Source organism: Brachybacterium tyrofermentans, assembly GCF_014897585.1.
GTDB classification, from domain to species: domain Bacteria; phylum Actinomycetota; class Actinomycetes; order Actinomycetales; family Dermabacteraceae; genus Brachybacterium; species Brachybacterium tyrofermentans.
On record NZ_JABUXW010000002.1, the window covers coordinates 163,666 to 176,464 of the forward strand.

The 12,799-nt window shown below is 70.6% G+C and carries 10 protein-coding genes; 2 read left to right on the forward strand and 8 right to left on the reverse strand.

The window, feature by feature from the left end:
* Positions 1 to 63: 63 nt before the first annotated feature.
* Genes gatB through INT49_RS21505 form a run of 4 tightly spaced genes read right to left on the reverse strand, consistent with a single transcriptional unit; the run spans position 64 to position 4,321 of the window.
* Positions 64 to 1,578: an Asp-tRNA(Asn)/Glu-tRNA(Gln) amidotransferase subunit GatB gene (gatB, locus tag INT49_RS01995; protein WP_193116044.1), complete on the reverse strand. Its 1,515-nt coding sequence runs from the start codon at positions 1,576 to 1,578 to the stop codon at positions 64 to 66.
* Positions 1,578 to 3,098, reverse strand: a complete 1,521-nt coding sequence (gene gatA, locus INT49_RS02000) for an Asp-tRNA(Asn)/Glu-tRNA(Gln) amidotransferase subunit GatA (RefSeq protein WP_193116045.1) — start codon at positions 3,096 to 3,098, stop codon at positions 1,578 to 1,580. Before gatA ends, gatB begins: the two co-directional genes overlap by 1 nt.
* A gap of 4 nt (positions 3,099 to 3,102) precedes the next feature.
* Positions 3,103 to 3,399 (reverse strand): Asp-tRNA(Asn)/Glu-tRNA(Gln) amidotransferase subunit GatC, encoded by a 297-nt coding sequence (gene gatC, locus INT49_RS02005; protein ID WP_193116046.1) that lies wholly within the window; start codon positions 3,397 to 3,399, stop codon positions 3,103 to 3,105.
* A gap of 10 nt (positions 3,400 to 3,409) precedes the next feature.
* Complete coding sequence (locus INT49_RS21505) at positions 3,410 to 4,321, reverse strand: GNAT family N-acetyltransferase (protein ID WP_193116047.1); 912 nt, start codon at positions 4,319 to 4,321, stop codon at positions 3,410 to 3,412.
* A gap of 98 nt (positions 4,322 to 4,419) precedes the next feature.
* On the opposite strand from INT49_RS21505, the gene INT49_RS02015 reads away from it, so the two are divergent.
* On the forward strand, positions 4,420 to 4,665 hold the full coding sequence (locus tag INT49_RS02015) for a hypothetical protein (RefSeq protein WP_193116048.1): 246 nt from the start codon (positions 4,420 to 4,422) through the stop codon (positions 4,663 to 4,665).
* A gap of 91 nt (positions 4,666 to 4,756) precedes the next feature.
* On the opposite strand, the gene INT49_RS02020 is transcribed toward INT49_RS02015, so the two are convergent.
* The gene (locus INT49_RS02020) at positions 4,757 to 5,674 is read right to left on the reverse strand and encodes a hypothetical protein (protein WP_193116049.1); all 918 of its coding nucleotides are present in this window, start codon (positions 5,672 to 5,674) and stop codon (positions 4,757 to 4,759) included.
* Positions 5,671 to 6,207, reverse strand: coding sequence for a hypothetical protein (locus tag INT49_RS02025; RefSeq protein WP_193116050.1), 537 nt, complete (start codon positions 6,205 to 6,207; stop codon positions 5,671 to 5,673). The genes INT49_RS02020 and INT49_RS02025 overlap by 4 nt, the downstream gene beginning before the upstream one ends.
* A gap of 208 nt (positions 6,208 to 6,415) precedes the next feature.
* On the opposite strand from INT49_RS02025, the gene INT49_RS02030 reads away from it, so the two are divergent.
* Positions 6,416 to 8,719, forward strand: a complete 2,304-nt coding sequence (locus tag INT49_RS02030) for a RecQ family ATP-dependent DNA helicase (RefSeq protein ID WP_193116051.1) — start codon at positions 6,416 to 6,418, stop codon at positions 8,717 to 8,719.
* A 91-nt stretch (positions 8,720 to 8,810) separates the two neighbouring features.
* Here the strand turns inward: INT49_RS02030 and INT49_RS02035 are convergent, their stop codons facing one another.
* Both INT49_RS02035 and INT49_RS02040 read right to left on the reverse strand, forming a co-directional pair.
* The gene (locus tag INT49_RS02035) at positions 8,811 to 10,061 is read right to left on the reverse strand and encodes a hypothetical protein (protein ID WP_193116052.1); all 1,251 of its coding nucleotides are present in this window, start codon (positions 10,059 to 10,061) and stop codon (positions 8,811 to 8,813) included.
* A gap of 91 nt (positions 10,062 to 10,152) precedes the next feature.
* Positions 10,153 to 12,756 (reverse strand): NAD-dependent DNA ligase LigA, encoded by a 2,604-nt coding sequence (locus INT49_RS02040; protein WP_193116053.1) that lies wholly within the window; start codon positions 12,754 to 12,756, stop codon positions 10,153 to 10,155.
* Positions 12,757 to 12,799 lie beyond the last annotated feature (43 nt).

Genomic DNA, 12,799 nt, shown 5'->3' on the forward strand with positions numbered 1-12,799 from the left:
CCCGGGGCGATGCCCCGGACCGGAATCCGACCGGTGTCGTGCTGTCCAGCGGTGGCCTGCAGATCAGCCGGTGACGCCGAGCTTCTCCATGATGATCTCGCGCACGCGGCCGGCGTCGGCCTGACCGCGGGTGGCCTTCATGATCGGGCCGATGAGCGCGCCGATGGCCTGGACCTTGCCGCCCTGGATCTTGGCGACCACGTCGGGGTTGTCGGCGATGGCCTGATCGACGGCGCCGGTGAGCACCGAGTCGTCGGAGACGACCGCGAGGCCCTCCTTCTCGACGATCGCGGCCGGGTCGCCCTCACCCGCGAGGACCTTGGTGAGGACCTGCTTGGCGATCTTGTCGTTGATCTTCTTCCCGTCGACCAGACCCTGCAGCTCGGCGATCTGGGCCGGGGTGACGGCCAGCTCGTGCAGCTCGGACTCCTGCTCGCGCGCGACACGGGCCAGCTCGCCCATCCACCACTTGCGGGCGCTCTGCGCGCTCGCTCCGGCGGCGACGGTCGACTCGATCAGATCCAGGGCGTCGGCGTTGATGACGTCACGCATCTCGAGGTCGGTGAACCCCCAGTCGCCGAGCAGACGGCGTCGGCGGGCGGCGGGCAGCTCCGGAAGGCTGGTGCGGATCTCCTCGACCCACTCCCGGCTCGGGGCCACCGGCACCAGATCGGGCTCGGGGAAGTAGCGGTAATCCTCTGCGTCGGACTTCGGACGACCTGAAGAGGTGCCGCCGGTGTCCTCGTGGAAGTGGCGGGTCTCCTGGATGATCTTCTGCCCGGCGTCGAGCACGCCCGCCTGGCGGGAGATCTCGTAGCGGACCGTGCGCTCGATCGAACGGAACGAGTTCACGTTCTTCGTCTCGGTGCGGGTGCCCAACTCCGCCTCGGGGTTCGCCCGCAGCGACACGTTGATGTCGGCGCGCACGTTGCCACGCTCCATCTTCGCCTCGGAGATCTCCAGAGCCCGGAAGATGTCGCGCAGGGTGCGCACGTAGGCCGCGGCGACCTCGGGGGCGCGCCCCTTCGTGTTCGGGATCGGCTTGGTGACGATCTCGACCAGCGGCACGCCGGCGCGGTTGTAGTCCACCTGCGAGTGGGTCGCGCCGTGGATGCGTCCGGTGGACCCGCCGACGTGGGTGTTCTTGCCGGCGTCCTCCTCCATGTGGGCGCGCTCGATCTCCACGCGGATGATCTCGCCGTCCTCCAGCTCGACGTCGACCCAGCCCTCATAGGCGATCGGCTCGTCGTACTGGGAGGTCTGGAAGTTCTTCGTGAGGTCCGGGTAGAAGTACTGCTTGCGCGAGAACCGGCAGGTCTCGGCGATCGAGCAGTTCAGCGCCAGACCGATCTTGATCGCGAACTCGACGGCCTTGTGGTTCACGACCGGCAGCGCGCCGGGCAGGCCCAGCGACGTGGGGGTGATCGCCGTGTTCGGCTCGGCCGCGAAGATGTTCGGCGCACCGTCGAACATCTTGGTGGCGGTGCCCAGCTCGACGTGGACCTCGATGCCGAGCACGGGGTCGAAGCGCGAGATGGCCTCGTCGTAGTCGACGAGATCGATGGTCGATGCAGTCATCACTTCGCTCCGTTCATGAGCTCGGGCGCCTTGGCCAACAGCGGGCCGCCCCAGGAGTCCTCGAGCAGTGCCTCCAGGGCGCCGCCCACGCGGTACAGGCGCTCGTCGGCCCGGGCCGGGGCGAGGAACTGGATGCCGGCGGGCAGGCCGTCCTCGGCGAGGCCGCTGGGGATCGAGATGCCCGGGGTGCCGGCGAGGTTGGCGGGGATGGTGGCGATGTCGTTCATGTACATCGCCATCGGGTCGTCGACCTTCTCGCCGAGGCGGAAGGCGACGGTCGGGGAGGTCGGCGAGGCGAGCACGTCGACCTGCTCGAAGGCGGCGGCGAAGTCGCGCTGCACGAGCGTGCGCACCTTCTGGGCGCTGCCGTAGTAGGCGTCGAAGTACCCGGCGGACAGGGCGTAGGTGCCCAGCAGGATGCGGCGCTTGACCTCGTCGCCGAAGCCGGCCCCACGGGTCGCCTTCATGACGTTCTCGGCGGTGGGGTGGTCCTCGGGGACCACGCGCAGGCCGAAGCGCATGCCGTCGAACTTCGCGAGGTTCGAGGAGGCCTCCGAGGGCATGATCAGGTAGTACGCGCCCAGCGCATACCGGAAGTTCGGGCACTTCACGCGCACGATCTCCGCGCCCGCGCGCTCGAGCTGCTCGAGCGACTCGGTGAAGCGGGCCTGCACCTCGGGGGCGAAGCCTTCGCCCTCGAGCTCCTCGATGACGCCCACGCGCAGACCCTTGACGTCCTTGCTCCGTGCGGCTGCGGCGAAGGCGCCGACGGGGTCCGTGAGAGAGGTCGAGTCATGCGGATCGTGACCGGCGATGAGTTCGTGCAGCAGCGCCGAGTCCTCGACGGTGCGGGTCACGGGGCCGGCCTGGTCCAGCGAGCTGGCCATGGCGATCAGCCCGTAGCGGGAGACGGAGCCGTAGGTGGGCTTCACGCCCACGGTGCCCGTGACGGCGCCCGGCTGACGGATCGAACCACCGGTGTCGGTGCCGATCGCGAGCGGGGCCTCGTAGGCGCCCACGGCCGCGGCGGAGCCGCCGCCGGAGCCGCCGGGGATCCGGTCGCGGTCCCAAGGGTTGCGGGTGGGTCCGTAGGCGCTGGTCTCCGTCGAGGAGCCCATCGCGAACTCGTCCATGTTGGTCTTGCCGAGGATCGGCAGGCCTGCCGTGCGCAGCGCGCTGACCAGGGTGGCGTCGTAGGGCGGGATCCAGCCCTCGAGGATCCTGGAGCCCGCGGTGGTGGGCTGGCCCTGCGTGACCACGACGTCCTTGACGGCGATGGGCACACCGGCGAGGCCGTGCAGCTCCTCGCCCGCGGCGCGGCGGGAGTCGACCTCGCGGGCGGTGCTCAGCGCCTCCTCGGTGTTGACGTGGAGGAAGGCGTTCAGGTCGTCGTCGACCGCGGTGATGCGGTCGAGGTGGGCGCGGGTGAGCTCCTCGGAGGAGATCTCACCGGCGACCAGCGCGGCGGCCTGAGCGGCGGCGCTGGTCCGGATGATGTCGTGCTGAGTGGCGTCGGTCATCGATTCACTCCTCTCCCAGGATCTGCGGGACGGCGAAACGGCCGTCCTGCGCCTCAGGAGCGCCGGCGAGCGCCTGCTCCTGGGTCAGGGTGGTCTCGACGACGTCCTCACGGAAGACGTTCGTCATGGCAATGGGGTGGGACGTCGCGGGTACATCCTCGGTGGCGACCTCGGACACGGAGGCGACAGCGTCCATGATGGAGTCGAACTCGCCGGCGAAGCGGTCGATCTCCTCATCGGTGAGCTGGATCCGTGCGAGGTCGGCGAGGCGTGCGACGTCATCTCGTCCGATCGAAGGCATGTGGCTCATTCTAGGCGCGGTCCGCGGGCAGGGCGCCCACCCGGTAGTGATACGCGCCGCGGGAGGCGAACCCGAGGCGCCGATACAGGGTCGACGCCGCAGCGTTGTCCTTCTCGACCTCGAGCAGCGCGAGGCTCGCACCCTGGACGGCGGCGATCGCCAGCAGGGTCCGGGACACGGCCCGGCCGAGGCCCTCACGGCGGCGGCGCGGGTGCACCGCGATCATGTTCAGCACCGCGGCGGTCCCCTTCCCCGCCTCCACGAGCGCGGCGCGGCCGACGGCGATCGGTGCCCCGGCGGCGAGGCCGTCGCCTCCTCCCTCCGCGTCGGCCCCGTCGGACCGCAGGACGACCTGCACCGAGGGGGTGCCGGCGAGGATGTCGTGCATCGTCGCGCGGGCGTCGTCCCCCTCGCGCGGGGCGAGGGACCAGGCGGCGTCGAACCAGTCCTCGTCCAGCTCCCCGGTACGGATCTCGGCCGAGGGATGCGGGACGGCGGAGAGGGAACCTGTCAGCGGGAGCTCGAGGAGCTCGCTGTGCCCGGTGCTGCCGTATCCGCGTGCGGCGAGCAGGTCATCGAGCTGGGCGGGGCCGTGGACGTCGAGGATGCGGAAGCACGCCCGCTCCCCCGTCATCGCGACGAGCCCCTCGATCCGTTCGACCGCCGCGAGGAGGGCGTCGTCCGTCGACGGCGCGTCCACCGCGACCGCGCTGTTGGCGCGGCGGGTGACGCCCCGGGAGCGCAGCAGGGCGAAGCCGTCCACATCGAGTCGCTGCACGGGCCTCCAGCCGGCGATCAGCGCCTCGACGAGGCGATAGCCGCTCAGGGGCCGGGAGGCCCCCGCCCCGGAGGATCGCGCTGCGGATCCCTTCGAGGAGCGGGACGGGGAACGGGACGGGGTGCTGCGTCGGGATGGGCTCACCCGGTCGATCGTAGCGACCGCCCCGGTAGACTTCCGCCCACCAGAAGAGGTCCCTGACACCGAGCCGCACAGGGACGATCCCAACGGAAGGTGCCGCCATGTCCGTAGACCCGAACATCGACTATCACGCCCACGATCCCGAGGACGACGACGCACGCTCTGATGATCCGGTGCTCCGCGAGGCGCAGGAGCTCGAGGAGAAGATGCGTCGCGCCCTGGCCACGAAGGAGGACCCGCTGCGTGACGACGAGTCCACCTCGGCGCGGCTGCGCCGTCTGGAGGAGGAGGGCGCAGGGACGGGAGCGGACGAGGACGCCCACCACGGGGAGACCCCCGCCTCCTGATCGACCGCTCTCCGATCCCGTGCCCCCGGTCAGGCGGTCCCGGGCGGGCGCTCCGTGGCGCAGGGGACCGGCCGGTTCCGGGCACGGGTGCTCATCGTCGGGGATCCGGCGGCGGCATCAGCAGGAACGGCAGGTAGAGCACGCCCCAGAGGTTGTAGGGGAAGGTGATGCGCATGATCGCCTTGATCCCCCAGTGCATCGAGAAGGCGCCTGCGGAGAACAGCCACCCCAGCCGGCGGTCGAGCACAGCCAGCGGCGCCCCGACCTCGACGATCAGGGAGACCAGGGCCATCGCGGTGAACAGGTGCCGATACGGGTAGAGGCGTCGGGCGAGGGGTGAGCCCTGCTCCCCCAGCATCTCCTTGCGCAGGGCGTCGAAGGCGATCTGACCGCGCATGGTGGCACCGTCGACCCACGACGCTCCGGCGCCGCCGGTGAACTTGGCGATGCCTGCGAGCAGATAGGTCACAGCGACCGCGGAGTTCATCACCGTCGGCGTCGCCCCGTACATCCAGGAGCGCCGCGAAGGCAGCAGGGTCCGGTCCCTCACCAGCGCGTCGAGGCTGAGCGCATCCGCCGCCGGCGCCGCCCCGAGCACCATCGTGTGCAGCACCATGGTGTTCTCGTGGTGGAAGACCATCGACCACGAGTTGCGGTACGAGAAGTTCCAGGTCTGCAGGGCGGAATGCAGAGGGCCCACCACCCGGTGGGCGACCCCCGCGGTGAACAGCGCACCGGTGACCAGGGAGGCGTCGACGAGCCGGTCGGCGATGACCGGTGGCAGGGGCGTGCGCAGGATCCGCGCCGGTCCGACGGGATCGAAGCTCGCCGCATCGGTGCGGTGCACCCCGTAGTAGAGCTTCCGACGGCGGCCGACATGCCAGAGGTGGTAGCCGCCGACGGCGATCCGCAGCATGGCCGGGGTCGAGGCCCCAGCGGTCGGGGCCAGATGCCGTCGGGCCGTGGAGGCGATCTCGCGCAGGGCGCCGGTGAGGCGGTTGACGCTCATCGTCCTGGCACCTCCGCCGCTCCGCGCACGTCGAGCCTCGAGGTGAACTCGCTCCGGTCCCTGCTGGTCATGAAGGGGTCCACGAGGTAGCGGCCGCGCACGATCTGCACCCGCATCACGCCTCGATCCGCGACCCGGTCCCGGGAGCCGACGAGAGCGGCGGCGCGCTCGGCCAGCAGCTGGCCGTCCCCGGCGAGCACGCGACGACGCACCTGCCTGCGCACGGCGTTGAGTCCCCCCGTGCCCAGGTAGGAGTAGTGCAGCGGCGCCACGGAGCCGTCCGCCTGCTCGCCGAGCAGATGGGTCACCCAGTAGTGCGACGCCCGTCTCCCGGAGAACATCGGATAGTGGCTGAAGGGGAAGGAGTCGCGCACGTTCTTCGCAGGGCCGAGACGACGGGCGGGCAGGGCGACCGCGGTCAGAAGGAGCCCGGCCAGCACCCCGGCGACCATGCGGGTCGCCGCGGTGTCTGCGATCGAAGCGCCCGGCGATGGCGCCCCGGAGTGGTTCCGAAAACCGGCTTCTTTGCTCATGACCTGCACAATAGTGCTGTTTGATGAAAACGGGACGGGCGGGGATGAGACGTCCATGAGAGTCCTCTCAGGCACGCTCGGGGGCCCCGATCCGCGGTGCGCGACCCCCCGCCCCCGGTGAGGATCGACCGTCCCTCCCCGAGGATCCACCGTCCACACCCCGACGACCCGTCCACGAAGGTCGGATCCGGTTGCCACACTGGGGGACATGGATTCCTCCCCGTCGACCTCCCCCGCCGCCGCCACCGACCGTTCTGCTCTGCGGGCCGAGGCCCAGGAGGCGCTGCAGGCCCTGACCGGTCGGGCCGACGCCGATTTCCACGACGGCCAGTTCGAGGCGATCGCGGCACTCGTCGAGGAGCGCCGCCGGGTCCTGGTGGTCCAGCGCACCGGCTGGGGGAAGTCCGCGGTGTACTTCCTCGCGGCCCTGCTCCAGCGGCGACGGGGCTCCGGCCCCGCGCTGATCATCTCGCCGCTCATCGCCCTGATGCGCGACCAGGTGGCGGCCGCCCGTCGCGCCGGGGTACGGGCCGAGGCCATCAGCTCGGCGAATCCCACGCAGTGGTCCGATATCGAGAGCGCCCTGGATGCCGATCAGCTCGACGTGCTCCTCGTCTCCCCCGAGCGGCTGGTCAACCCGCGCTTCCGGGCCGAGCAGATGCCACGGCTGATCGAGCGCTGCGGGCTCCTGGTCATCGACGAGGCGCACTGCATCTCCGACTGGGGACACGACTTCCGCCCCGACTATCGCCGGCTGCGGGATCTGGTCGCCGAGCTCGGGGACGAGGTCCCGGTGCTGGCCACGACCGCGACGGCCAACTCCCGCGTGGTGGCCGACGTCGCCGAGCAGCTGGGGGTGCAGGCCGATGGCGCCGCCCCGGTGCTGACCCTGCGCGGCACGCTGACCCGTGACTCGCTGCGACTGGGCTGCCTGACCCTGCCCGATGACCGAGCCCGCCTGGAGTACCTCGCCCGGTATCTCGACGATCTGCCGGGCTCGGGGATCATCTACACCCTCACGGTCTCCGCAGCCGAGGACCTCGCCGATCTCCTGAACCGCCCGGGGCGCCGCGTCGTCGCCTATACCGGCCGTACCGACTCCGAGGAGCGCGCAGAGCTCGAACAGGCCCTCAAGGACAACGAGGTCAAGGCCCTCGCCGCGACGAGCGCGCTCGGGATGGGCTTCGACAAGCCGGACCTGGGATTCGTCGTGCATCTGGGAGCGCCCAGCTCCCCGGTGGCCTACTACCAGCAGGTGGGCCGTGCGGGTCGTGCCACCGACACCGCCGACGTCCTGCTCCTGCCGGGCCGCGAGGACCGAGCGATCTGGGAGTACTTCGCCACCGCCTCCATGCCCGCCCAGGCCGATGCGGACGCCGTGCTCGCCGAGCTCGGCGCAGCCGGGTCCCCGCTGTCCACGCCCGCGCTCGAGGCACGTGTGGACGTCAAGCGCAGCGCCCTCGAGCTGCTGCTCAAGGTGCTCGCCGTCGAAGGCGCGGTCGACTCCGTGCGCGGCGGCTGGGTCTCCACCGGGGCGACCTGGGCCTATGACGCCCCTCGCTACGAGAACGTCGCCCGTGCGCGCCGAGAGGAGCAGCAGGCCATGCTCGACTACGAGAATCTGCAGCCCGGCGATCCGCAGCACTGCCGGATGATGTTCCTCGCCCGCCAGCTCGACGACGAGACGGCGACCCCCTGCGGTCGCTGCGACGTCTGCACCGACCCCTGGTACCCGGTGCCGGGATCGTCCCCGGCGCCTCGCACCAGGTCACTCGAGGACGCGCCGGCTGCGGGCGACGGCTCCGACGCCCCCGGCACGGCCCCCGTGGACCACGGTGACGACGATGCCTCCCGGGAGGCCGTCTCCCGCCTTCTGGATCGGGTCGGCGTCCCGATCGATCCGCGCAAGCAGTGGCCGCAGGGACTGGACCGCGTGGGCGTCACCTCGGAGTCCGGGGGCCCGGTGCGCGGCAACATCCCGCCCGGGGAACGGTTGGAGGAGGGTCGGGCCCTCGCCCGTATGTCGGACCTGGGCTGGGCGGTACCGCTGCGGAATCTGCTCACGGTCGATGAGCAGGGTCGGCGCGTGGATGCGGCCCTCACTCCGGCGATCGCGAACCGGGTCGTCGAGGTCCTCACGGACTGGGACTGGCGGCAGCGCCCCGCCGCGGTGATCGCCGTGCCCTCCATGACCCGGCCCGGTCTGGTGCGGGATCTGGGTGCCGGCATCGCTCGGATCGGGAAGATGCAGGACCTCGGTCAGCTCGGACTCTCGCCCAGCGCGACCCCGCAGCGCGGAGCCCGCAACAGCGCGTTCCGGGTCGCCGCCCTGTGGGACCGCTTCACCATCCCCCCGGAGCTCGCCGAGCAGATCGTCGCGCTCGACGGTGCCCCGATCCTGCTGGTCGACGACGAGATCGACACCCGATGGACGATGACGATCGCGGGGCGCCTGCTGCGCCGGTCAGGGTCCGGGCCCGTGCTGCCGCTGGCCCTCGCCCTGGTCAGCTGAGCAGCGCGCCCAGCCGGCATGCGGCCACCGCTGACGCGGGGCCGGCCCGCGTCTGCTCTCGTCGACCGTCGTCAGCTGTGGTCGACCGTCATCAGCTGTAGTCGCCCTGCTTCACCGCGAACACCGGGCGGTCGCCCTTCTCCTCCTTGAGGCACCACAGCAGGTCCGGTCCGTCGGCGTCCTCCCAGTAGCTCAGGGACTCCCCCCAGGAGACCCACGGCTTCGAGGTCATCGCCCCTGAACCGGACCAGTGGTGCAACGTCTTGTTGTGGGAGTCGTTGAACCACCAGCGCCCATTGTGGGAGGCCACGCCGTTGAGGTAGTGCAGAGGGACGTCGAGCGCCTCGGTCGCCGTGGTCGTCCCGGCGAACGTGTGCTTCCCCTCCGCGAAGGGGAAGCGGACCGCTCGTGTGGGTCCTTCGGGGTAGTCCCCGTCGCAGTCCACACAGCGGTACTCGGTCATGACGATCGATCGGCTCACGCGGTCCAGGGAGATCGTGGACCACACCAGCTTCTCCGTGCCTCCCGCGACCTCCGAGTCGATCCTCCCGACCTGCGGCAGCACGTAGGCGTAGTTGTGCGCATAGAAGGTGTCCCCCTCCCTGCCGATCTGGTCCTTGGTCCCGCCGGTGTCGGTGGTGACGATCCTGCTCATGTCGAACACCCTCATGCCAGAGCCGGTGTCCGCGACATAGAGCAGATCCCCGTACCAGGCGATCCCGCCGACGTGGATCTCCACGTCCTCGAAGCTCGGCTCGGCCGCGGTGCCGTTGGGCTCGACCAGCAGGATCCGCCGATAGGAGTTCGGATGATTCGCATCCCAGTCGATGAGGTTGATGCGGCTGCCCTTGGGCGAATTGTTGTAGAAGCTCACGGCGATGACCTGTCGCCCGTCGTACCGGCCGTTGCCCGCTGTGCCGACGGAGTCACGACTGGTGGTGATCCCCTGCGGAGCGACGTCGGGGTCGTTCTCGTCGCTCGGGGCGAAGCGGAAACCGTGCACCTGGTCGTCCAGGACCCGCGCCTCGGTGCGGTCGTGGTTCGCGGTGTCCATGACCTCGCTGACGCCCGCCGACCCGGCCTGCTCCAGCAGCGCCTCGACCCTCGTCGTGTACTCGCTGTAGTCGGCCGTGAGGGTGAAGTCCGTCGGATCGAGCGTGCTCGGGGCTGCGGCCTGGGCGGGGTCGGCCAGGGCAGGAGCGGCCAATGCTCCGCCGGACGCGGTGAGGGCCCCGAGGAGGCCTGCCCCACGCAGCACAGCACGTCGGTCGACGCCACGGCGGGACACCCCCTCGCCGGACTCCTCGGACGTCATGGACGGTTCGGGGTTCCGGATGCTCATGGTCGAGCAGCCTTCCTGTCGGGTGCGTTGTGGCGCGCACCACGCTCCCACGGCTGCTGAGGGATGTCGAGGGGTCCGACGATCTGGGCCGTCAGGCGTCGCCTGCCCCGCCCGCCGCAGCATCAGCATCAGCATCAGCATCAGCATCAGGTTCGGCGACCGCGTCGGCCCCGCCCTCGAGCAGCGCGACGAACCCGGCCTCGTCGAGGATCCGCAGCCCGAGGTCCCGGGCCTTGGTCTCCTTGGTGCCGGCGTTCTCCCCGACCACCACGAAGTCCGTCTTCTTCGAGACCGATCCCGAGGCCTTGCCGCCGCGGGAGATGATCGCCTCCTTGGCGCCGTCCCGGCTGAAGCCCTCCAGCCCGCCGGTGACCACGATGGTCAGACCCTCGAGGGTCCTCACGAAACCGTCCTCGACGTCATCGACCATCCGCACCCCGGAGGCCGCCCACCCGTCGACGAGCTCGCGATGCCACTCCACCCCGAACCACTCGATCACGGCCTCGGCGATGATCGGCCCCAGCCCGTCGGTGTCGGCGAGCTGCTCGATGCCGGCCTCCCGGATCGCGTCCATGGAGCCATAGGCGGTGGCGAGCGATCGCGCTGCCGTCGGACCGACGTGCCGGATCGACAAGGCCACGAGCACCCGCCACAGCGGCTGGCTCTTCGCCTTCTCGAGCTCGGAGATGAGGGTCTCGGTGGTCTTCAGCACGGAGGGGGTCTTCTGCTGCTTCCACGCCCCGTCGCGCTTGTAGTGCTTGAACTGCGGACGGGACCAGAACGCGGGCTGGATCCGCCAGTCCCCCGTCGGTTCGCCGTCACGGCGCTCGGGCTGCCAGACGACCACCTCGCGCAGTGCGTCGGCCGTGAGATCGAACAGGTCGTTCCCCGTGGTGACCACGGGCTCCTGCAGGCCCGGGAGCAGCGGATCCTCCGCCGTGGTGATGCGCAGCAGCGGCACCCCGTCGGTGCCCTGGGTGATCTCTCCGTTCTTGAGCACCACGAAGTTCTCGAGCTCCGCCTCCGAGGCCTCGCGGATCGGCAGATGGATGCTGTGCCCGGAGCTCAGCGCGGCGAGCGCCTCGCCGCGTCGCTTGTCCGGATCGGTGAGGGCGATCGCGGATTCCTCGCCGAGCGCCTCGATGTCGAAGCCGCCGCGGGAGGCCGCATGCTCGACGCGGCCCGTCACCTGGGCGGGGCAGTCCTTCTGGTTCGGGCAGCGCCAGTCCTTGTCCCCCTCCTTCTCGGGACGGATGGTGGTGCCGCAGGCCGGGCACTGCGTGGGCATCACGAAGGGGCGCTCGCTGCCATCGCGCAGCGATTCCACCGGGCCGAGGATCTCCGGGATCACGTCGCCGGCCTTGCGCAGCACGATGGTGTCGCCGATCAGCACGCCCTTGCGCTCCACATCGAACTGGTTGTGGAGCGTGGCCTTCTCGACGGTGGAGCCGGCGACCTTCACCGGCTCCATCACGCCGAAGGGGGTCACCCGCCCGGTGCGTCCCACCTGCACCTGTATGTCCACGAGCTTCGTGGTGACCTCCTCGGGCGGGAACTTGAAGGCGGTCGCCCAGCGCGGGGCGCGCGAGGTGGCGCCCAGGGCCCGCTGCTGCGCGAAGGAGTCCACCTTGATGACGATGCCGTCGATCTCGTGCTCGAGGTCGTGGCGGCGCTCCCCGTACTGCTCGACGTACGCCACGACCTCGTCGGTCGATCCGACGACCTCCATGTAGCGGCTCGTGGGCAGGCCCCACAACGCCAGCAGCTCGTACACCTCGCTCTGGGAGCCGACGGGCGGGTCCGGCCACGCGCCGAGGCCGTGCACGGTCAGGCGCAGCGACGTCAGACGGGCGTCCCCGGCCTCGCGTTCGAGCCCTGTCTTCTTCTCGAGCTGCTGACGCAGGCCTCCCGCCGCGGTGTTGCGGGGATTCGCGAAGGTCGGGAAGCGGCGGGTCGCGGCGAGCTGCTCCTTCTCCTCGTCGAAGGCGCGTCGGCCCGACGCCTGCCGGGACTCCCAGCGGGAGCGGCTCTCGGCGACCGCACGCTCGCGCAGCTCGACCTGGAGATCGTTGAGGCGCGCGAAGTCCTGCGTCGGCATGAACACCTCGCCGCGCACCTCGACCAGGGCGGGGTGGCCGCTTCCCGCCAGAGTCTGCGGGATCCCCTCGATCTGCAGGGCGTTCACGGTGACGTCCTCGCCGGTGCGACCGTCGCCGCGGGTCGCGGCGGTGACCAGCTCCCCGTTCTCGTAGCGGAGGTTGATCGCCAGGCCGTCGATCTTCAGCTCGGTGAGCCAGTGGACCTCCTGGCCGAGCTCCGCCGCAGCGTGCGCGCACCAGTCACGCAGCTCCTGGAGGGAGAAGACGTTGTCGAGACTGAGCATCCGTTCCGCATGGACGATCTCCGCCAAGCCGCTGGCGACCACGCCATGGACTGTCTGCGTCGGGGAGTCCGGGCTGGCCAGCTGCGGGTTCTGCTCCTCGAGCTCCCTCAGCTCCCGTTCGAGCGCGTCGTACTCGGCGTCTGCCAGGGTCGGGGCGTCGTGGAGGTAGTAGTCCTCGATCGCCTTCTCGATCTGCGCCGTCAGCTCCGCGATGCGCTGCTGCGGCTCGACGGCATCGCTCTCCGGCTGCTCAGCGGCCGCCGTGCTCTCGGTGTGCTGCGGGTTCTGGGTGTCCTGCTCGTCCTGGCTCACCAGGACATTGTGACGCACCGGCCGGACATCGCCCAGCCGGGAG

Excerpts from the sequence above, each read along its gene's own strand:
- gatC (WP_193116046.1), bottom strand. The coding sequence starts at position 3,399 with ATGCCTTCGATCGGACGAGATGACGTCGCACGCCTCGCCGACCTCGCA.
- INT49_RS02035 (WP_193116052.1), bottom strand. The coding sequence starts at position 10,061 with ATGAGCATCCGGAACCCCGAACCGTCCATGACGTCCGAGGAGTCCGGC.
- INT49_RS02025 (WP_193116050.1), bottom strand. The coding sequence starts at position 6,207 with ATGAGCAAAGAAGCCGGTTTTCGGAACCACTCCGGGGCGCCATCGCCG.
- INT49_RS02015 (WP_193116048.1), top strand. The coding sequence starts at position 4,420 with ATGTCCGTAGACCCGAACATCGACTATCACGCCCACGATCCCGAGGAC.
- INT49_RS02030 (WP_193116051.1), top strand. The coding sequence starts at position 6,416 with ATGGATTCCTCCCCGTCGACCTCCCCCGCCGCCGCCACCGACCGTTCT.
- gatA (WP_193116045.1), bottom strand. The coding sequence starts at position 3,098 with ATGACCGACGCCACTCAGCACGACATCATCCGGACCAGCGCCGCCGCT.
- gatB (WP_193116044.1), bottom strand. The coding sequence starts at position 1,578 with ATGACTGCATCGACCATCGATCTCGTCGACTACGACGAGGCCATCTCG.
- INT49_RS02020 (WP_193116049.1), bottom strand. The coding sequence starts at position 5,674 with ATGAGCGTCAACCGCCTCACCGGCGCCCTGCGCGAGATCGCCTCCACG.